The following is a 20,863-nucleotide window of genomic DNA, read 5'->3' on the forward strand; positions in this document are numbered from 1 at the left end:
CATCTTTATCTTGTCAAAGGCCGCAATTTTTTCGACAATGCTTTTCAAAAGAAGGATAAGCACGCTTTATGTTCGGCAAGCACCATCACAAAACGGCCTTGCAGGGGTTCATCATCGGTGTAGCCTTTCTCTCTTCTGTGCAGTGTTTTGCCCACTTTTTTCCCCCTTTTCATACCCAGGCCAAGCAAGCCATTTTGTATGATATGGCGTCAGACATGGTGTTGTTTGAAAAGAAGGCTGATGAACGCATGGTGCCCTCTTCCATGACAAAGGCCCTTTTTGTCTATATTGTGTTTGAGAAAATGGCACAAGGCGACCTCTCTCCCCACACCTCTTTTCGTGTAAGCAAGCGCGCCCGCAGTATGCAAGGCTCACGCATGTTTCTTGAAAAAGGAAGCGCAATCCAGGCCTCGGATCTTGTGCGCGGCATCATTGTCACTTCAGGAAACGATGCCTGCATCACCCTGGAGGAAGGGTTGTTTCCCATCCCTGAGTTAGCTGTCCAATTCATGAATCAGACGGCGCAAAAATTGGGCCTTCAGCAAAGCTTTTTTGTCAACACAACGGGCTGGCCTGATCAACGCCACTATTCCACTGCGCGGGACATCCTAACCGTCGGCATTCGCACCATTCGTGACTTCCCAGGCTATTATGCAGAGTATTATGGTCAAAAACGTCTCAAACATAACAAAATCACCCAATATAACCGCAACCCCCTTGTGCATAGAGACATGGGGGATGGTCTCAAAACCGGCCTTACCGAAAAGGGAGGCTATGGCCTTTTAGGATCATCCAAACAAAAAGGACGACGCCTTGTGTTTGTTGTCAATGGCCTCAAAAGTGAAACAGCCCGAGCGCTCACCTCTTTTTCTTTGATCAAATGGGGCTTTGAGCATTTTCGGATCAAACGTATTTTTTCGGCCGGTGATGTTGTGGGGAAGGTCTTTATTCCTCAAGCCCGACAGGACGCCATTCCTGTCATGACCAACAAAGATATTAATGTTACCTATCCCAAAGGTTTTGAAAAGGAAATCAAAACAAAAATAGAAACCCATGATGTCAAAGCCCCCCTCACAAAGGGCACCCAGGTGGCTTCGCTCGTGATTTATTCTCCGGGATTAACACCCGCACGCACGCCCCTCTTTTGTCAGCATGATGTGCGCGAAATCTCTTTTTTCCAAAAAACCTTGCAGGCCATCAAAACCTTTTTGCTGTCTTGGTTTAAGGTGTAAAAGGTGATCGACATGCGCCCCTCACGCACAAAAGGATGCTTCATCACCTTTGAAGGCGTGGATGGCAGCGGCAAAACCACACAAATTCATGCCCTCAGTCAACGCCTTCGTGAGCGCACCATCGACCACCTCTGCACGCGCGAGCCCGGAGGCACTCTTTTGGGCGAATCCTTAAGGGAAAAGCTTTTACATCACCCCCAAACAGCGCCTCTCACCCAAGCCTTGTTGATGGCTGCCGCGCGCCATGAGCATATTCAACACGTCATCCAGCCTGCACTTGCCAAAGGAACGTGGGTGCTTTCGGATCGCTTTATGGACTCCACCACTGTCTATCAAGGTCATGTACAAGGTGTGGATGTAGGGTTTTTAAGCGCACTCCATCAAGCCACAGTGGGAAGCGTAATCCCCGATATAACGTTTTTGATCACCCTACCCCTGACGCACCTTGAAACGCGACTCAACGCGCGTCACAAAAATCACTATGATGATCAACCTCTGGCTTTTCACGCGCGCATTCAAGAAGGCTTTGTAGCCCTGGCAGAAAAACACCTACAAAGATTTTACACCATCGATGGCAACCAACCCCCTGACCGCATAACACAAGACATATGGTGCGCTATCCAACAGCGCTTTTCCCTGAAAGAAAGTTCCTAAAAAACGTTTCCCCCAAAAGATCGGTGTAAAAAAAAGGAGGCCAAAGCCCCCCTCATTTTTGGTAACCCATCAGCTTTGCTTACGACTATTTATCTTGTAGGTTCTTATGATCTGATCTCTTTTGGATTATTCCTTGTATTGTTGTGTGTAGGTTCTCAGCCCAATTGTCTTGTACAGAGTTGACACCTCGCACACCCTCTCTCACCGTAACCCAGTTGCTGTGTACAAAATCTGCCGTCAACGCTTCTCGGTTTTGACCATAGTAAACGAGCAAATTGTTATACAGCTTCTTATGATTCGTCCACGCATTTCTAGCATGGGCATTATTATCAAAGTTAGTCTTGATCTTTTGTGCCATACGCCCTTCTAGCTTTTCTGCTGTGAAATAGTCCGTCTTATTCTTATTTTGTTTTGTAAACCCTGACTTGATGTATTCACGCACAAGCCGCTCCACATTATAAGGCATGGATTTGAGCTTCCACATGCCTACCACCTTATTACCTGAAACGGCATAGATGACGCGTCCTTCCGTGTCTTCTAATGGCTCTACAGTGGAAACCAACTTTTTATACGCTTCTGATGTTATGTGACCACCTTGAAAATCCAATTCAGATGAAGAAAGTGTCATAGGACGGTCCATTTCTGTAACATCCAGACCAAAACTTTTCAGCGTTTCTAAAGCCTCTTTGGGGGCCAGTGCAGAAAGACCTTCTGTTGAAGGTTTTTGCGCGGTCATGCCCACAAATTTAAAATAATCTCCTGCTTTCTCTTGCTTTTCAAGGTGCTCATCACCTTCTAAAATAGCTTCTGCAACCAAAGCACACTTGGATTTGCGTAAATAAGCTTTGATATCCTCCTTTTTTGTCTCTTTTCGGCCAAGAAGAGCTTCCCACATCTTGGCATACCTTTGAAGGTAGCCATAAAGAGGAAATTCACCTTGAGCATTTTTTTCCATAACGTTGTAGGCCGTATTATTACAGTCTTCTGTTATATATCCGTCGCGCACGATGAACGATTTCTTTTTTGTGGAAAAACACCAAAAAAGCTGATCATCCTTTTCAAAAGCACTGATATGTGCTGAACTTCCTCCCTCTTTTTTCATGGGATAGATCTCAACATCACCGTCAACTGGAGACAGATAGTCATTCCAATGATAGGTAAACTTTCGGAAAGATGAGGCTTGATGCAAAACCTTACCGTCTTTATCCTTGATCTCCACAAAGCCACGCGGCATATCTTCCCAGAGGCTTTTGTTCAAGTACAGATCATCTTCGCCAAATTCAATTTTAGCTGACGTCTTATCATGTGAGTAAGACAATGCTAATTTTCTTTGAGGGTTGACATTCACAATAAAAAATGTATTTTCACCGAATGTCACTTCTACATAACTCGTTTTCTTGAGTAAAGTTTGATTAAGATCTCCCATATGTGCACGTGCTTCTTTCTTCATATCTTCACGCACTAACTCTTTGAACGTGTCTTTTAAGATTTTTTGCGTTTCTGAACTTTGCCCTTGCATTGAGGCGCTTAAGCAAGAAGCTGCTTCCATATATTTCTTTTGATCTTCAACCCTGGTCCTTTTGGCCCCTATCTCAACAAGCTTTGCTTCCAATCTCTTCTTGTCTTTCTCTGAAAGAGACGTAAGCTTTTTACCACTTGTTAGATAGTGATTTTGAAAGTCTTCTTTAGACAGTCCTGGGTTACCCAAAGCGATGTGTACACCGCACGGAGCTGTCAAAAAAAGGGAGCACCCCAACAGAACCCACAGGTTTTTTTTTGTATGAAACGTTTTCTTTAAAACCATCAAAACAACCTTTCGAAAAATATGCATAGTACAATAAAAACAATGTGTAATTGTGACTTTTTTTTAACAATTTTTTACAGATATTCGTTAAGGTCTTGTTTTTTAATTTTTATCTAAAACAGATCTTTGTCAGCCGAAGGCATAAAGCATCTTGGTGATCCAAAAATAAAACGGGATGCCCGCAATGATGTTAAATGGGAAAGTCACGCCCAAGCTTAGGGGCATGTAAAGAGAAGGGCTAGCTTCGGGCAGCGCGATTTTAAGGCACGCCGGCACCGCAATATAAGACGAGCTGGCGCATAAAATACCAAACAAAAAGGCCGTGCCTTGATCAAACCCCATCAGCCAACATAATGTAATGCCCACACACGCCCCCACAACAGGCATATAGATGCCAAAGGCAAAAAGAGAGGGGGTGATTTTCTTCATTTCATGAAATTTATGTGCCACTGACAAGCCCATTTCCAGCAGAAAAAGTGACAAAACGCCTTGAAAAGGATCCCCGTAAAAAGCTTTGATCTTGGTAAACCCCGCCGAGCCCGTGATCGACCCAATCAAAAAAGAGCCCAACAACAGCACAATAGGCCCACTGGAGAACACTTCCCGCAAAAGCTTTTTGTTCATCGACGTCGAAAAGGTTTTGGTGTGATCTTTCCGCGCCATAAAGAGGCCTGAGAAAATTGCCGGCGCCTCCATCAGCGACAACACCGCCACAAGACTGGTGGCATAAGGGATATGATAGCGCTCACAAAACGAAGCTGCGGTGATAAACGTCACCACACTGACAGAGCCATAGTGGGCAGAAACAGCCGCCGCATCTTTTTGCGACAAATGGGTGGTCAAACGCAACAGATGAAAACTGAGAAACGGCCAGAAAGCGCTCATCCCCACGCCCATAAAAATGAGCATAAAAGCCCCCGGATTAAGGGGATTTTCCACAAAAGCCGCGCCGCCTTTCAAGCCAATGGCCACCATCAAATAAACGGATAATCCAAAAACCATGCCTTTGGGAAACTGAAAGTCTGCACGAACAAGCCCCACGCCCACACCCAGGAAGAACAGCAGCGAAACCGGCGTCAAAAGGTTATTCAACAACGTCCATTCAAACACCATGCATCAAGCTCCTTACATTCAACGGCCGCGGCAAAGACCTACCGTGTCTAGGGCGCGCTCCCTTGGCTATCCCGTCTTTTTACCACGAGTTGTCTGCGGTGACTATCCCTAGGTGCTGGCCCCTTAGGTGCTGCCCTCTTTACCGCCACAAGCCTTCCCTTGGTGAAACTCTTTCAGATGTTGTGAAATCATGCCACCCATCAGATCTCTTAAAAGATGACGCGTATGAGAAGCTGGCACGACATTGCCATCTTTGCCATGGGCAACAGGCAAGGTCAGAGGGGGTGAAGCCCCTGCCACATGCAGCACACGGTGGCTCCCTTTCATGCATTCTTTCATATCTATATGAGGACTGCTTTGCAAAAGGGTGTTTACCAGCGTGATGGTGTCTTTGTATTTTACGGTTGTGCGGTTTTCCAGTTTTTTGAGTAACGCACGACCGGTGCCCTTAATGGCCGCAATTTTTGCCTGAAGCTCTTTTCCTGCCTCAGTTTCACCAGGTGGCACATCCTGAGTTTCGGCAAGCTTTGGCACAGCAGCTTTTTTGCCCTTTTTACCGCCTCTTTTCTTTTTGCCAGGCTTGCCCGACACCTGGCCACCAACAACGGCCTCTCTCCGTTTTTCTTGCTCCTCACGGATGCGCTGTGCATAGTCTGCACGAAGGCGTGCTTCTTCTTGATCTGCAAGCTCTTCGATAAGCTCTGCCTCCAATGCACCTATGGTCTCTTCAACCGTTGTTCTGGTTTCTGCTTCAAGCCATGTCAGCATAGGATGCAGTTTTTCGTTACGCGACGCCTCTTCTTGCCATGCACGTAACAACAACAATTGAACCATCTTGTCTTCTTGAGGATTGTGGATCTTGAGAGGAATCACCATCTCCCCCATACTGATAGACGGCCCATCCAAGGTGCCCTCCCCATGTTCAAATATAAACCTTGCGAAAGGATTTGTTGGAAGTTCATGCACAGACAGGGTCTCACGCATCACTTTGTGGGTGGCTTGAAAGGGTTGATAACCTTGCGCTAATAAAAGGTCTGGCACCTCAGCCCCCAGATAAAAGGTGTAACGCAGCGCATAGGGAAGACTTTTGTCTGCGTGATAGGCAGGATCTTTTTGTAAATCTTCTAAACGCAAATGAAGGCAAAAATCTTCTGTCAGCTGGTCATCATGAAGATGGTATGTCTTCATTTTGCTTGTGTCGCCTTGGGGCGCCCATGTGCTGTCTATATACACAGGGGCATCTGGTTTGAAACAATAGGTATCGTATCCATCCTGATCTTTGAAAAAAGACAATGGGTCTGTCCATCAGAACGCTTCACGATCTGCCAAGAGGCGGCTGGATCCATTTTTTCGTGCCTCGCAAGTGCGATTGCCACTTGATTCGCCAACACACGCATAGGCACCTCAACATTTTCTTGATCTCTCTTCCATGCGTCTTGCCTTTTTTGAACCTCAGATGCAGACAAGCCCGTGACACCCTTGTGGACAACTCTGCGCAGTATTTGGTGTGCTGCACGTATTGTGATGAAAGGTTTGAAAATATGCTGTTCAGGGTCTAGCGACATGATCTTTTTTGGTTTTTTGAGGCAATCTACAAGAATGTTCACACTATTAAAAATGGCTTTGATGGTCTCAGGATCATGAGGGATCTCGGAAAGCAAGGTGTCATCATGGAAAAATGTTCTCAAACTTGCCTTCATCGCTTCTGTCAAGCGCTCGGGTAATGGAGATCTATGAGAGGCACCCTCACCAGAACATAATGGCACCACAGCTGTGTCCGCGCGGGCCGGATCTTGATAGGGGGGATCAGAGGCCTTAAGGACCGATATGACCGGGCCCATACACATCAGCAAACAAAGCGACAGGGGAAGAGAAAAAAAGCGAAGGGGATGCGCATGCATGGCCAGCATAAGATCACCTTAAAAGAAAGATTATTGCGATATTAAACAACGATTATGTCTATTTGTCAAGTTTTGCTGGTTTATCAACGGGTTCGGAACGAAAGGCCGCAGGCCTTTTTCATGCAAAACGTGTGGTGCCCCCAGGGAGACTCGAACTCCCACATCCGAAGATAACAGATTTTGAGTCTGCCGCGTCTACCAGTTCCGCCACAGGGGCTCCTTTTTTGAGTTCACCAGAACTGCGTCTAAAGGTCAAGAATGGAAGGGGCGCCCCACAAATTTTTCTCTCGTTAAGGCCGCAGCAAACAAAGGGGGAAATAATGGAGGGCACCAAAGGAGGGGGTCATGCAAACAACACAAAACATGCAAGGCAGACAGTCTTTGCAAAATGTGATGACACCTCAACTGCAAGAAGCTATTCGCATTTTGCAACTGTCTTATGAAGAGTTGGTGCCCTTTATCGACCAACAACTGACCCTCAACCCATTCTTGTCAGAGCCTGAGGAAGATGCCTTTCTTGAAGACAGCTATGATGATATGGCAGATCCTTTCTCGCACAAAACCTCAGACAATAACCTTGAACCTTATGATACGATTCCTCTCCCACCCAAAAATCTGCATACCCACCTGACCAGCCAGATCAATATTATGTTTTCTGACGAAACAGAGAAAGATGTGGCCCTTTATATTGTGGCCATCTTAGAGCCAACGGGTTATCTCAAAAAAGAACCTTCAGAAATTGCACACGCCATGCACAAACCGCTCAAAGTGGTTCATCATGTGATTGAGAAAATGAAAAAGTGTGACCCAACAGGCATTTGCGCCGCTACGCTCGAAGAATGTCTCAAATTGCAGCTCATCGAAAGAGAACTTTTTACGCCCGCGTTTGAAACGCTCCTCAACAAAATTGCCTCGTTTACGTCAGGCAAAATCAAGCAAGGCGCCCTTGAAAAGGCCTGTGGCGTCGATACACAAACATTATCCGAAATGTTGCATGTGATGCGCACGCTTGATCCCTATCCTGGCTCTCAGTTCCACCATGAATCCACGCCTTATATTGTGCCTGAAGTGTATGTATACATGAACAAAAAAACCAATACATGGGATGTTAATTTTGTGCCCCATCTGAGGCGTCAAGTTCTCTTTGACAGTCAGTATTATAAAAAAATCAAAAGTCAAACCAAAGGATCACAGGACAGGCGCTATCTTTCCCAACAACTCAATCACGCGACCTGGCTTTGTAAGGCGTTGTCACAAAGAAGCCAAACGCTTCTTTCGGTCAGTCAAGAAATTGTGAGAAGGCAGCAAAACTTTTTTTACCATGGCGTCACGTCACTGACACCCCTTACCCTCAAAGACATTGCACAGCCTGTGGGCATTCACGAAAGCACCGTGAGTCGGATTACCTCAGGAAAATATATGTCAACGCCCCACGGTATTTTTGAACTCAAATACTTCTTTACCTCTAGTTTTGAAAATGTGCGCGGCCGAGCCATTTCTTCGGAAAGTCTCAAAAACACGATTCATCAACTGATTCTCAACGAAAATCCTGAAAAACCACTCTCTGACCTTGTGATCACAGAAATTTTGAACACCCAAAGCATTCCCATTGCAAGGCGTACGGTGGCAAAATATAGAGAAGCGCTTAACGTGCCGCCCTCTTTTCAGCGCAAGCGCAACCGTCACTTTAAGGCATTGAGCCCTGACACACGAAAAAAAAGAGGCACCACCTGTAGCGGCGACGTGTGAAACGTTTGCGCCTCTTCCACGGCCTGACGGCACTGCGCCAAAAATAGCGCCCACCCTTCAGGCGACAAACGACCCGCAATCGCTTGCGCAGAGGCATCTGTGTTGTCTTGGGTGTGCACACCAATCAACAGAGAGGAAAGGAAATGCTCAAAATGCTCAAACAGCCACGATAGCTCTTGAGATAACCAAAATCCTTGATGAGCCGGTAAAAATGGTGACTCAAAATCTGGGTGATCCGGCGGCAAAAGGCCCTTTTTCAAGAGCGCATGATAAAAAACAACATGGCGGATCTGATCATCCTCCAACAAGGCAAGGGCTTTGCCTAAACACCCCTTCGACAAACGATAGAGATTTTTCACATCTACATCAGGCATTTTGACGTGATGCACACGACACACATCTGGCCACGTTTGCAAAAACACATCCTCAGACAGGGGGCGCAGATGTATTTTCTGACACCTGGAAAGGAGCGGCGCTGACAAAGGACCCAGAGTGTGAGCGGTGAGAAAAAAAACAGTGCGCGAAGGTGGTTCTTCAATAATTTTTAAAAGCGCACTTTGTGCCGCATAAGAGAGGCTATCCATGCGCGGCATCAACACAAATTGCCAGGCTTGGGGCACAACGCGCACAGATCTTAAATGTGCATGCATAAGCTGCACGGCCTTCATGGTTTGTCCCGCGGCCACAAAAAAAGAAGGCAAAACGCCTTGGTGCATTTGATGGGCATGCTGAAACCAAGACTGCGAATCTGTTGTGGCCTTGATGTGCTCCCACACACACTGCCGCACCCACGTTTTTTTGCCCACACCTTGCGGCCCTAACACCAAAAAAGCACCCCTGTCCTTGGGTGAGCGCAAAAAACACTTCATCATCTCAAGATGTGTTTCATGCCCCACGCAAAAAGGAAAGATGTTGTCTTGCATGCTATGCTTAACGGGCGCGACCTTTGTACTAGCTTACCCTGTTTTTGGGTGATCACAAAGAAAAGCTTTGTAGGCACTATGGGCCATAAGCGCATCATGGCTGCCCACATAGGCTCTTTGTTTATGTAAGAAAACCACATGATCCATGGCCTCAAGCCAGGCTGCATCCCGCGTCACAAGAAAAACTGTCTTGTGTGAAGTGGGACCAAGAAATTGTTGCCTGATGATCAACGGACAATAGGACGTGAAGGTGCCATCATCAAGAAACAACAGATGAGGATCTTTGATTAAGACACGCGTCCAGAAGATAAACAGTTTTTGCGTGTAAGATAAATTAGACCCCCCGGGCAACAAAACCGTATCTAGCCCCTTATCAAAAGAAAGAAGCAATGCTGGATCCAGCGCATTCACTATCCCATGCAAGACGTTTTCACCAAACGCAGCATCAAAAAGCATATTTTCTTTCAGCGTGCCTGAAAAAAGGGGGATATCGTCATTTAAAAAGCTTACGCATGAACGCCACACCACATCCTTGTGCAAAAGACAAGGATCATACCCACCCACATTCACAATGCCTGACGAAGGCCTGTAGCTGCCTGCCATCAGATGAAGCAGCGTTGTTTTCCCTGAAATGGGGGGGCCCACAATCCCCACTTTATCTCCTGCCCGGAAAGAGGCATTGAGATTATCAAGAATGAGATGGTCACCTGAGCGAAAGGATACCTGCTGCCATGTCACATGGCCATTGCCCACAAACAGGGATGGCTGAATCTTGATTTGCGGCATATTGAGGAGCTTGACCAACCGTTTGAGTGCACCTGATGATTGAATCATTTCAATAAAATTTTCTGTCAAACTGGTGACATACCCCATCACCGTGGTGGCATAGAAAAAATAGGACGCCAGCTGCCCGTAGGATAATTTTTTTTCATAAATTTCCTCAAACCCAAAGGCAAAGGAAGAAGCAATGGCCAAAAACCCGATAAATGAGGTGAGGGCAATACTTTTCAAACGTCCCACCACTTGAACAATGCCGACATGAAGAGAGTTTTGTGAAATATGGGTAAATCGCTGGGTTAAGGTGGCCAACGAAAAAAATTTGAGCGAAAAACCATAGCGCACAAAGAGCTCCATGTGTGAGCCTATATCTGTCAGCGTTTTTTGATAAGCTTGAAAAATAGCCGACAACATGGGGCGAAAATAAATTGACACCACCACCATTACGACAATCCAAAACATAAAAAAGAGGGTGAGGTCTTTGTTAATAAGAAACAAAAAAAAGGTGGATCCAGCAGTAATAAAGATGTTACGAAGCGCCAGGGGCAAGCCGTTGCTTAGCGCTGTCTCTAAAATGGCCTTATCATTGTTAAACCGCGTATTAAAATCTGAGGCGCTGAGTTTGCGGATGTGCAACGCAGGGCAATGCAAAAATTTTTCAAAAATATGCACACGGACATCTGAGAACACTTTTTCACTCACCCACGTCAACAAATAAATACGCACATAGCTCGCCACAAAAAAAACAAAGGCAAGGGAAATCAGCAGCACAAAAATATCAAAGACAAGAAAACCAACATGCGCATCAGCCTCTTGGTAATGATCCATCATCACACGCAATCCATAACCAAAATAAAGAAAACTCACGGCAGACAAAAAAATCATACCCAACACATAAAAACAGGTTCGTTTATAAGGTTGCCATAAAAACCGCGCAAGAAATCTGGGAACCGTTAACGATGGTTTGCCAAGGGTGTGCACACAGAAAACCGGCAACAAGGATCAGACGTCTCTATGCAAAAAGGTTTCCACTTTTGATTCTCAACAACAGCGCAAAAAGGGGGAAGGAGGCAAGCCATACAAACGCCCACCCCTGCAAACAACGTGACACACAACTGGTGATGTGGAGAAGGGTATAAACCGCGTTTGGTGGAGCCAAGCGGGATCGAACCGCTGACCTCTACAATGCCATTGTAGCGCTCTCCCAGCTGAGCTATGGCCCCACGCTCCTTCCAAGGCTACAAAAGGGCTGTGGGATTTGCAAGGAAAATCCTTAGACGCCCGCCTTGGGACTTGCCATGGCCTCTACCTGGATCCAACGGTTAAAATCTTTTTCAGAAACATAACCCAGCTGACGATTGGCCTCTTGGAGAGAACAGTTATGGTCAAAGGCATAGCGGGCCATACGCGCAGCTTTATCATACCCAATATGCGGTGTGAGGGCGGTCACCAGCATCAGTGAATTGTGCACATGACGATTGATTTGATCTTGCTGCAAGGTGATCCCCTCAAGGCAATACTGGCGCAGATTGTTCATGCCATTGGCCAACAGGGTGATCATGTCAAACATGTGAGATACGATAAGCGGCTTCATCACATTGAGCTGAAGCTGCCCTGACGCGCCTGCTTGTGCGACAATAGAAGACAGGCCTTGCACGTGCACACAAATCATCAGCAAAGATTCAATGTGTGTGGGGTTGACCTTACCGGGCATGATGGATGATCCGGGTTCATTTTGTGGCAACACAAACTCACCCAAACCCGCCCGCGGCCCTGAAGATAATAAACGAAGATCCTGCCCCATTTTCAATAAATCCCCCGCCAGCAAAGAAAAAGCGTGCCCCAAAAAAACAATGGCGTCATGCATAGACATCAGAGAAAAAGGCGCTGGGTGCGTTGTGAAAGAGGTGTGTAGGAGACGAGATAGATGGTCCGCAAAAAGGGAAGCAAACTGAGGGTGCGCGTTAAGCCCCGTCCCCACGGCCGTGCCGCCCTGAGGCAAACAGGTAAGATCTTGAACACAATGCATGATGCGCTTTTGAGACACTTCACACGTGTCCACAAACGCACCCCACTCATCACCCACCATCAACGGTGCTGCGTCTTGCAGGTGCGTGCGCCCCATTTTGACCACAGATGCTCCTTTGTTTTGCTGATCCTTCAACGCATGAATCAGCGATGCAAGCGCAGGCAGCAAGATGTCATGCACACCCCCCCAAAGGGCCACATGCATGGCTGTGCCAAAGGTATCGTTGGTGGATTGACCCATGTTGACATGATCGTTGGGGTGCACAGGCGCTTTTTGCCCCAAGGCCTGACCGCACTTTTCACTGGCTCTGTTGGCAATCACCTCGTTCACATTCATGTGTGTGGCGGTGCCAGAACCTGTTTGCCATATGCCCAAAGGAAAATGATCATCCCATGTACCCTCAGCCACTTCAGAGGCCGCCTCTATGATCACCTTGGCCAGCTGAGGATCAAGCCATCCAAGCTCTTGATGGGCAAGGGCTGCGGCCTTCTTAATCCATCCAAACGCATGAATCACTTGCAAAGGCATGACCTTGTCATCAACATGAAACTGCGTGAGACATCGCTGCGTGCTGGCCCCCCAATAGCGAGAGGCGGGCACTTCTTGGGACCCGAAGCTGTCCGATTCTGTGCGCGTTGCTTCTGTTGTCTTCACCTGCAGGTCCTTTCTTGATAGAATGCTTATCGATGGTAACGAACTTCTGATGTCAAGCCTAGAGCCTTTTATGAGCACCCTTGTGATCATCCCCGCGCGCTTAGGGGCCACCCGATTGCCGCGCAAACCCCTGGCCCTTTTGGATGGCAAGCCCTTGATTCATCACGTGATCGAACAAGCGCACAAAGCCAACATTGGCCCTGTGGTGGTGGCAGTGGATAGTGATGAGCTCAAAACATGCGTGGAACAGGTCGGCGGGCACGCCATCCTCACAGATCCCTATTTACCTTCAGGGTCAGACCGAATCTATCAAGCACTGGAAATCTTTGACCCGCAAGAAACCTTCACCCACATTGTGAACATACAGGGGGATATGGCTGTGTTTCCTGCCCACAGGATCAAAGAGCTTGTAAACACAACGCATTTTGAAATCACCACGGCCGTAATTCCCCTGGACAAGGAAGAGCAGAATAACCCACACCATGTAAAAGCCGTCCTTGCGCCCGCCTCTGTGCCGGGGTGGCACCATGCATGCTATTTCAGCCGTGCACCTGTGCCTTATGGGGCCGCACCCATGTGGCACCACATGGGTGTGTATGTGTTTCGCCGCCCGATCCTTAAACGCTTTGTCTCCTTGCCGCCTTCATCCCTTGAACAGACAGAAAAGCTTGAGCAACTGCGGGCCTTAGCGCAAGGGTGGCGCATTGGGGTCAAAACCTTGCCGAAAGAACCCTGGCTCAGCATTGACACCCCCCAAGATATCCATAACGCTGAGGCTTTTTTGCAACCAAACACCCAAACCACGCCTCACACAGCTGCCCAAACGGTGGGTTAACCTGAAGCTCTGCCTATCTCACAGCGAACGCATGCGCGCCCGTTTTTCCCGTTTGTTTCTCACATATTTCTGCCAATAGCTTGGCATGTCTTGAAATAGGCCCTGACGACATAGCTCATGCAAAATTGCACGATAAGCCCCCTTAGATTCAAGATAGTCAAACGCCTCATGACGAGAGGCTGCAGAACCTGAATGCCGGCACGTCACCAACAACAAGCCATATGCTTCAGCCGTGCGACCCAAAGCCACGACGTCTTTGTAAAAGGCATGAACTCGCTTTTGCACCATCCTTTTTTGACGGGGCGAAAGACCTGGATAACGCTCTTGCACCATCAACAATAAAAAATCTCTTGCCTGCCGTGAAAACAGCAAGGCTTCGCGAATCATCAACGCAAAGGCTTTGTCAACATCGCGATCCTGTAAGACAGGCGCTGGAGATCTACCCGCAGTCTTGCCCTCTTGACCTGACATCAGCGAACACAGTAACCCTGCTCCCACCGACCCCATCTGCTGACTGACCTTGGTTAGGCGTGGATAGTCTTGCGCCAACCGCCGCCGCATTTTCTTAGCCAAAAACAGAACGTCCGATGACTGATTTCTTGCATAAGCACCCTGTGCTTCCCCGCCTTGCGTATCTCGTTCCTCTTTGCTTTGCACCCATAACGTGGACAACAAATGGGCCAGGGCTGCCTCTTCACGCACATCCACGGGCCCCTTTTTTAACACATACAGATGAACGCGCTTAAAAAGATCTTGGCTGTCCCCACCTTTGGCCCCAGACACCACACTTATCAAAACCAATAAGGAAGAAAAAAACCTTAAGATCAGCATAGATCCATGGGATTTGCTAACACTAAACACAAATCTTTTCCTTTTCGACGATAAAAGCCTCTTAACACTCTATAAAAGTTAAATTTTAATTTTTGTCAAACTTTTTTGACAAAAATGAAAAACAAAAAAGAGAAAAAATGTGAAGATCCTTTATATGAAAACAAAAAGAGCCCACGCGCGAGCTCTCTTTTTTCTTAAGAAGTCAAAACTATCTCTTCTCATTCCTGCGTAAAGACTTTATCTATAAAAAGAAGGATCTCCCATATTTTATATGTCTTCTTCTATGTCATGCACCTCTCGCACAACACCACGTTCGGCCTTATGAATCTCTCGCCCAAGTGCACGAAACAAAGACTTTTTGTGGGGATGAGGCAACTTTTTTATGGCGGCCTTCAAGGTTTTGTCGACCTCGTGTAAGCCATGGCTGACTCCATGGTGCACCTGCCCCGCAAGCTTACCTACCTCATGTTGGGCAGCACTGTACAGTTTCTTGCCCGTATGCTGAGCCTGCCTTTGCGTCTTGTCGTAAAAATGACTCGCCTTACGCTGTGCTACGTCCCACCCATGCTGAGCTTCTTTCAAAAACATGTGATGTACATGTTGCGCATTCTGCGCAAAATCAGAGGCTGTGTGACGCATAGCCGCCATCATATGGGGAGCTGCTTTTTCACCTGTTCGAAGGGCATGACGCGCTCCTGCAGCAGCAGCTCCTATCATATCAGCATGACCTTCTGTCCTACCGTGCATCCGTCCCAGCGCATGCACCTTTGTTGCAAAAGCTTTATTGAGCGCTGGCATAACATGCTGTGTCCCTTGAGAACTGCCATAAAGGCCACTTGTACTCAGCAAAAAAGCACCAACCATCCACCCTAAATAACGTGTTGTTTTCATGATGTTTCCTTCTTTCTTCATCCTTTTTATTATGACAATCCTAAAAATGCCCTTATAAGATAATTTTCTGTTTGCAAGATAAAAAAAATCTTTAATATCAATGTTTTATTTTGTTTTTTTGGCATGCTTGTGCCTTGAGGTCATAGATTTTTGTTTTTTTTGCGCTTGTCGCGCCCAGGCGGCTTTGGCTTTTGCGATGTCTTCGTGAACCCCTTGGGAAATGGGTTTATGCGCTGCCTGCTCTCGCGCAACGCGCGCTGCCAGCTCTTTTTCCACCGCTTGATAGACCGCCTCTCTTCTTTTCTGGGCCTCACTCTTGGCGGTAGGGTGCCTGGTCGAGATGTGCCCCTTCCCATAATGCGTAGTATGGCCACCAAACCATGCCACCCGATAAAGCGAGACACCGTCGGCCACCAAAGGGCCACACGCGCCCATACAAAAAATCCAAAAAAAGCATGTGATGTGTGGCATCATCCCTGTTCCTTTCATATGCTCTTGAACCTCCAGCTTTGGTGATCATCTTTTACTCACCCTCACCCGTGACACTTACGTTTTCGATTGTGGCGTGCCATGCACGTTACACTTGCGCCCCCACATCATTGTTGTTGATGCTGATGTTCTTTGATCCACCGCTTTTTCTTTTCTTCAATCCACTGCTTTTCCTTTTTCCGATCATTTCTTCTGCTTTTGCGTGACTCCAAACCATAGGGAACCTTCTTAAACAAACCGCGCCGCGCCCAATAAAGCTTGGCTTGGGGCGATTCAGGGGTCAGCACACTTGGCATATAGGGCATCTGTTGTGCAGAGGGCATTAACTCTTCCGCCCCACCTTCTGAAGGCGACATGTTCGGGGACATCGTGTGGGCACACCCATCGTGTGGCACCCAAGCATACACAGAGCCCATCATCAAAGCGCCCATGACGCCATATAACAACCGTTGATACATGATTTCTCTCCTTTGTTGATCTTTAGGCTTTATGACCCGCATGACCATGGTTAGCAGAGGCTATGTGGCCGGTCGCGGCTTCTTCGCGGGCCTCACGCGTATTGCCTTTAGACAACGATTCCGCCAGATCCAACAGCGCACCATATTTTTCTTGCAGGCCATCCATTTTTTTCTTGGCCGCACTGTATTCTTTGATCACTTTTTCCCCACCCGGCACATGAGCCAGTGACATGGCCACTGTGCCTTTGAATTTGTCTACTTTTGCCAAGATTTTCTGACTTTTCTTCAGCTTTTGCGAAAGGTCGTACGAGGTCTCAAGTGCTTTTTTGAGCTTTGGTGAATGTTCCAACTTCTTCATCAACTTGTTACCAAATTTTTTGCTCAAGCCTGATCGCTCTGCCACCATAACGCCCACTTTGGCAATGGCCATGGGGTCACCCGACTTCACGCCCTCATAAAGGGCATGAAATTCGATCAGTTTATCCACATAAGGCTTGGCCAAAGCGCCACCCGCATTTTCGAGATAGTGGGGATTGCCTGTTTCAATGGCTTTCACCACATAAGCGCCGGCCTTGATTTGACTGGTGTAATCTTCCGTCAAAATGCCTAAGGTCACACCAGCCACACCGTGGGTGAGGTTGTTAAATTGGTCAAAAGCCTCATGAACATCTTGGGTCATTTTTTTGGCCAAGCGGATATCATGATGAATATTTTTTAATTTCACAGCCTCTTTTAGGGCCTTCACCTGGGCTTCTTGTATTTTTTGTCTGGCCGTTTTGATGCCTTTTGTTGCGTTATGTGTGGCAGCAGTGATTTGACCTTTGAGGCTTTGGAATTGATCCCCAAGATCTTCAAACCCCCCTTTCACTGCGGAAACGCCCTGATCAAAGCCTTTTTGTGTTTCATGAAACCCATGCTTAAAAGCATCACCAGTTTTGGTGAGAAACTTGGAAGTGCGGGCCCATCCATCGCTTCCATTCATTAACAACGCCGCCGTGATCATCCAATAATATGTTTTCATTGCTTCTCTCCTATCTTATCCCCCCTTCGTTCTATGCCTTGTGTGTTTTTCTTTTGCCTTTGGTGAAACGACCATCATCCCTCATCATTTTTATGCACATGCGCAAAACGACAGATCGGCCCCCGATGTATTGAGTGTGTTTTGTCTTTAAGCAGCTCCAACAAAACTGCCAGCCTTTTGGCGTCATAGTTGGGAAAAATGCTGTGCATTTTGAAGCCATGCTCCCCTTTGCGAAGCATATTGATGGTCAACGCCTTCTCATCCACCACAAGGTTGTTGGCATCTTTGGCTAACAAAGAAAAAAAATGTTTGATTTTGGCAACCTGTGGATTGTTTTTTTTGCCTTGATCTGTGGACCTCCCATAGCGAAGGCCCCGAGCCTCACCTCTAATGCCGCCATAGCCATATTTCTTATAGGCCTTATCCACTTGCTGTTGAATGCTGTCGCGCACCATAGGGTCGTTTTGGCAATACACCATGCTGACATAATAGGCCGCACTAGGGATCAACACGTCTAGATAATCTTTCTGCAGCGCTGACTGCATAAGACGTGGGTTGTTTTCCACGCTGTGTGCATGTTTTTTGGCTTTGCCTCGAAAAAGGACCACTTTTTTTGCCACCTGGTGCTCAAGGTGTTCAATATAATTGGCCGGCTTGCTAAACCCTGCAGCCCGCAATGCCTTGACAGTAATATACCCGCCCGGCCCAACCACCAACAGCTCAGGATTGCCATGTTTGAATTCATGCTTAATATGATGCAGGGCCGAGGTGGTGCCTTTGTGGACGTCTTTTGTCGTTTTCTTAGCACCATGCTTGATTGTATGTGTGATGTGACGTGTATGGTCTACCAATGAGTCAAAGGCTTTTTGGGTTTTATGGGCCCAGTGGCGTAGGTGGCCAAAGGGGTGGTGCTTGCCGTAACATGTCTGAATACCGACTCCCCCCATCAATAAACACATGATCATGAGGGCCGTTTTTTTGCTATGCATAACCGTAACAACTGACAATATATCTATATAAGACAATAATGATGTCAAGTTATTGAATTTATATTAATTTTTGACAGAAAGAATGAGGAAGAAGAGACGTCGACTATGATCTCATGAGACGATTTTATGGAAAAAAAACAATACGAATAAAAATCAATATTTTTTATCTTTATAAGACGAATTAAGGTCGGGGGGTATTCTTGTTGCCTTCCTTGTTTGTCCTAGAAAGGCGTGGGATAGCGACGTGTTTTGAGATGATAGTAGATGTGAGACGATACACCCTTCATCAGAAAAACATGTTCCTATCTTTGGTAAGTCTTGTTTCTTTGTTTTGTTCACCTGTCTTACATTTATTCATCCTTGATGGAGGAAATACTTTATGCGCAAACATACATTCCTGATGACGGCTTTGATCAGCTTATCTCTTTATAGCAATCATGCTTTGGCTCAAAACAAAAACAACCCTTTAGATGAGACCGCCATCAAAACGCTTGCCGCCAAACCTTACCAAATGGCTTGCGAAATTATTGATGCCAATGCAAAGAAAAACACACCTCACAATCCCACAGCACTCATGGACAAAGTGAGACGTGCAGGCAAAACGGATAAAGAAAAATCTGTTGCCGAATGTTTATTTGCTTACGCAGTTACACGTAGTGAAGAGATAAATTTGTTTATCAAAAATGAGGATCTTCATCTTCACCTATCCCAAAAAGGAATTTGGTTTAGCTTAAATGCGGATAGCCTGCAGCAGAAAAAGGTCATCCAAGCCTTGCAACCCATCCTTAAAAAAGGTGCATTAAAGGGGTTAGTGAGAAACAAAAAAACTTTCCTAGGATTGCGCATCAGACGATCCCCACAAAAACGAGAAGGCGATCATATCGCTTATAATGATTTGCCCAAGGCCATGGCTGTATTCCTTCACTTTGCTCAAGTAGGGAAGAATGAGCAGCTTACCTTTGAAGAAAAGCTAAGCATTGGCAAATACATGTACAGCTTTAAGGAAGAAAACCTGCCAAACGATGCCGCGTGGAGAAATATCTGCACACGCCCCACAAATGAAGGCATTTTCTCTAAGGACAGCACCAATGCCACGCCCGAAAAAATACAGGGCATGCTTAGGGATCAAAGGGGTGGGAATCAAAAAACACCTGACCAAAACACAGCTCTTGAAAACGTGAAAGATGCCCTTGTGTTTATGCAGGCACTCAGAAACCTTGAAAGAAATGGAGCTATTCAATAAAAGCGTGGCTTTCTTTCTGTGCGCCATGCGCAAGAAATCGTATCACGCTATTAAGACACAGGCGTCCCTGAGAGGTCACTTTCAGGGCGTCTTTTGTCAAAAGGATCAGCCCATGCTGTTCAAGGGTCTGGATTTTTTCATCAGATAAATCGTGATGAAACTCTTTGATTTTGATGCCTTCTGTGAGACGCAGGCCCATCATGAGTTTTTCTAAGTCATATTCCTCACACGAAAGTGGCGTCGATGTTTCTGTGCCATGACCATGCTTTTCCACAGCCTCAAGCCAGGTTTGAGGATGGCGGTATGTCACCTCACGATAACGCCCTTGCTTATAGTGTGGGCGACCATGGCTGCCTGGACCTATGCCCAATGTCGGCTGAAAGCGCCAATAGGCAAGGTTGTGCCGACTTTCTTCACCGGGGCAAGCATAATTAGAAACCTCATAACGGTTCACACCTTTTTGGTGCCAAAAAGTCTCTGTTTCCTCATCAAAAGCCACTTCTATCGCCTCTTCAGGGTAGGTCAACTCCCCCCGCACATACCGTGGATAAAAAGCAGTGCCAGGCTCAAAAGTGAGTTGATAGCATGACACGTGCGTGGGGGCAAAATCCCAGGCTTGCCTCAGCTCATGACGCCACATAGTACATGTCTGATCACGCAACCCATACATGAGATCAAAAGACATACGGGGAAAGATATCGCGCGCTTGTGCCAAGGCATTTTTTGCTTCGGCAGCGCTGTGTCCCCGGCCTAAAAAGGCAAGATGATCATCGGAAAAAGATTGAACACCCAGCGAAAGACGGCGAATGCCTGCATCATAAAAAGCTTGAAAACGACTCCTTTCAAACGTGGTTGGGTTCGCCTCCATCGTAATCTCTATGGTGTCATCAAAAGCAAAAAGCCTCTGCGCAACATCAATCAGACGAGCCACACCTTCAGGGGGCATCAATGAGGGGGTGCCGCCCCCAAAGAAAATGCTGACAAGATGGGCGGGGCAATCAAAACGCTGCGCTGCGCTTTTCATCTCTGTGATCAGTGCGCTGATAAAACGTTGTTCATCCATGTCACGGTTTACATGACTATTGAAGTCACAATAAGGACATTTGGATAAACAAAAAGGCCAATGGATATACAAAGACAGCGGCATGGGGGCAGTAAGTCTATGATGGGATGGGCTAAGGATTTGTTTTGTCATCATCTTGTTTAGTGAAAAAAAACCTTTCTCCCTCAATAACAAAAGGCACACACATTTTCATTACTTCACGAAAAA

General features: G+C 46.8%; 19 protein-coding genes and 2 tRNA genes. 5 read left to right on the forward strand and 16 right to left on the reverse strand.

What is annotated here, in order from left to right; all coding sequences use genetic code 11:
• Positions 1–68 precede the first annotated feature (68 nt).
• Complete coding sequence (locus IG82_RS0103295) at positions 69–1,232, forward strand: D-alanyl-D-alanine carboxypeptidase family protein (protein ID WP_052545652.1); 1,164 nt, start codon at positions 69–71, stop codon at positions 1,230–1,232.
• A 12-nt stretch (positions 1,233–1,244) separates the two neighbouring features.
• Positions 1,245–1,886: a dTMP kinase gene (gene tmk, locus IG82_RS0103300; RefSeq protein ID WP_031934189.1), complete on the forward strand. Its 642-nt coding sequence runs from the start codon at positions 1,245–1,247 to the stop codon at positions 1,884–1,886.
• 85 nt (positions 1,887–1,971) lie between these two features.
• Here tmk and IG82_RS0103305 read toward each other — a convergent pair whose 3' ends face one another.
• The 5 genes from IG82_RS0103305 to IG82_RS0103325 form a co-directional block, all read right to left on the reverse strand.
• A complete protein-coding gene (locus IG82_RS0103305) occupies positions 1,972–3,498 on the reverse strand; it encodes a hypothetical protein (protein WP_156095341.1) in 1,527 nt (508 codons plus the stop codon).
• A gap of 321 nt (positions 3,499–3,819) precedes the next feature.
• Positions 3,820–4,803 carry a sodium-dependent bicarbonate transport family permease gene (locus IG82_RS0103310; RefSeq protein ID WP_031934191.1) on the reverse strand — a complete coding sequence of 328 codons (984 nt, stop codon included), beginning with the start codon at positions 4,801–4,803 and terminating at the stop codon, positions 3,820–3,822.
• 123 nt (positions 4,804–4,926) lie between these two features.
• Positions 4,927–5,991: a hypothetical protein gene (locus tag IG82_RS0103315; RefSeq protein ID WP_156095342.1), complete on the reverse strand. Its 1,065-nt coding sequence runs from the start codon at positions 5,989–5,991 to the stop codon at positions 4,927–4,929.
• Positions 5,992–6,026: 35 nt separating this feature from the next.
• The gene (locus IG82_RS0103320) at positions 6,027–6,713 is read right to left on the reverse strand and encodes a hypothetical protein (protein WP_031934193.1); all 687 of its coding nucleotides are present in this window, start codon (positions 6,711–6,713) and stop codon (positions 6,027–6,029) included.
• 123 nt (positions 6,714–6,836) lie between these two features.
• Positions 6,837–6,921 (reverse strand) — tRNA-Leu (locus IG82_RS0103325).
• Positions 6,922–7,049: 128 nt separating this feature from the next.
• Between IG82_RS0103325 and rpoN the strand changes: the two genes are divergently transcribed.
• Positions 7,050–8,453: an RNA polymerase factor sigma-54 gene (gene rpoN / locus IG82_RS0103330; protein ID WP_082192037.1), complete on the forward strand. Its 1,404-nt coding sequence runs from the start codon at positions 7,050–7,052 to the stop codon at positions 8,451–8,453.
• Here the strand turns inward: rpoN and IG82_RS0103335 are convergent.
• The 4 genes from IG82_RS0103335 to IG82_RS0103355 form a co-directional block, all read right to left on the reverse strand.
• A complete protein-coding gene (locus tag IG82_RS0103335; protein ID WP_031934195.1) occupies positions 8,387–9,376 on the reverse strand; it encodes a DNA polymerase III delta subunit-related protein in 990 nt (329 codons plus the stop codon). The genes rpoN and IG82_RS0103335 overlap by 67 nt on opposite strands.
• Before the next feature lie 33 nt (positions 9,377–9,409).
• A complete protein-coding gene (locus IG82_RS0103340) occupies positions 9,410–11,149 on the reverse strand; it encodes an ABC transporter transmembrane domain-containing protein (protein WP_216476137.1) in 1,740 nt (579 codons plus the stop codon).
• 151 nt (positions 11,150–11,300) lie between these two features.
• Positions 11,301–11,376: transfer RNA gene (locus tag IG82_RS0103350), tRNA-Ala, on the reverse strand.
• 50 nt (positions 11,377–11,426) lie between these two features.
• Positions 11,427–12,836, reverse strand: coding sequence for a class II fumarate hydratase (locus IG82_RS0103355; RefSeq protein WP_052545653.1), 1,410 nt, complete (start codon positions 12,834–12,836; stop codon positions 11,427–11,429).
• A gap of 70 nt (positions 12,837–12,906) precedes the next feature.
• On the opposite strand from IG82_RS0103355, the gene IG82_RS0103360 reads away from it, so the two are divergent.
• Complete coding sequence (locus IG82_RS0103360; protein WP_216476138.1) at positions 12,907–13,671, forward strand: 3-deoxy-manno-octulosonate cytidylyltransferase; 765 nt, start codon at positions 12,907–12,909, stop codon at positions 13,669–13,671.
• Positions 13,672–13,689: 18 nt separating this feature from the next.
• Here the strand turns inward: IG82_RS0103360 and IG82_RS0103365 are convergent, their stop codons facing one another.
• The 6 genes from IG82_RS0103365 to IG82_RS0103395 all read right to left on the reverse strand — a co-directional run bounded on the left by IG82_RS0103365 (position 13,690) and on the right by IG82_RS0103395 (position 18,326).
• Positions 13,690–14,532, reverse strand: coding sequence for a hypothetical protein (locus IG82_RS0103365; protein WP_156095344.1), 843 nt, complete (start codon positions 14,530–14,532; stop codon positions 13,690–13,692).
• A gap of 237 nt (positions 14,533–14,769) precedes the next feature.
• Positions 14,770–15,393 carry a hypothetical protein gene (locus tag IG82_RS0103375; protein ID WP_156095345.1) on the reverse strand — a complete coding sequence of 208 codons (624 nt, stop codon included), beginning with the start codon at positions 15,391–15,393 and terminating at the stop codon, positions 14,770–14,772.
• Positions 15,394–15,498: 105 nt separating this feature from the next.
• On the reverse strand, positions 15,499–15,867 hold the full coding sequence (locus IG82_RS0103380) for a hypothetical protein (protein WP_156095346.1): 369 nt from the start codon (positions 15,865–15,867) through the stop codon (positions 15,499–15,501).
• A 122-nt stretch (positions 15,868–15,989) separates the two neighbouring features.
• Positions 15,990–16,340 carry a hypothetical protein gene (locus tag IG82_RS0103385; protein WP_031934202.1) on the reverse strand — a complete coding sequence of 117 codons (351 nt, stop codon included), beginning with the start codon at positions 16,338–16,340 and terminating at the stop codon, positions 15,990–15,992.
• Positions 16,341–16,362: 22 nt separating this feature from the next.
• Positions 16,363–17,361 (reverse strand): hypothetical protein, encoded by a 999-nt coding sequence (locus tag IG82_RS0103390; RefSeq protein ID WP_156095347.1) that lies wholly within the window; start codon positions 17,359–17,361, stop codon positions 16,363–16,365.
• 74 nt (positions 17,362–17,435) lie between these two features.
• Entirely contained in the window at positions 17,436–18,326 is an 891-nt protein-coding gene (locus IG82_RS0103395; RefSeq protein ID WP_156095348.1) for a hypothetical protein, read from the reverse strand.
• Positions 18,327–18,729: 403 nt separating this feature from the next.
• Between IG82_RS0103395 and IG82_RS0103400 the strand changes: the two genes are divergently transcribed.
• A complete protein-coding gene (locus IG82_RS0103400; protein WP_031934205.1) occupies positions 18,730–19,593 on the forward strand; it encodes a hypothetical protein in 864 nt (287 codons plus the stop codon).
• On the opposite strand, the gene hemW is transcribed toward IG82_RS0103400, so the two are convergent.
• Positions 19,583–20,740 carry a radical SAM family heme chaperone HemW gene (gene hemW / locus IG82_RS0103405; RefSeq protein WP_172642874.1) on the reverse strand — a complete coding sequence of 386 codons (1,158 nt, stop codon included), beginning with the start codon at positions 20,738–20,740 and terminating at the stop codon, positions 19,583–19,585. The genes IG82_RS0103400 and hemW overlap by 11 nt on opposite strands.
• Positions 20,741–20,863 lie beyond the last annotated feature (123 nt).

It is taken from the genome of Candidatus Hepatobacter penaei (genome assembly GCF_000742475.1).
Classification (GTDB): Bacteria; Pseudomonadota; Alphaproteobacteria; order Holosporales; family Hepatobacteraceae; genus Hepatobacter; species Hepatobacter penaei.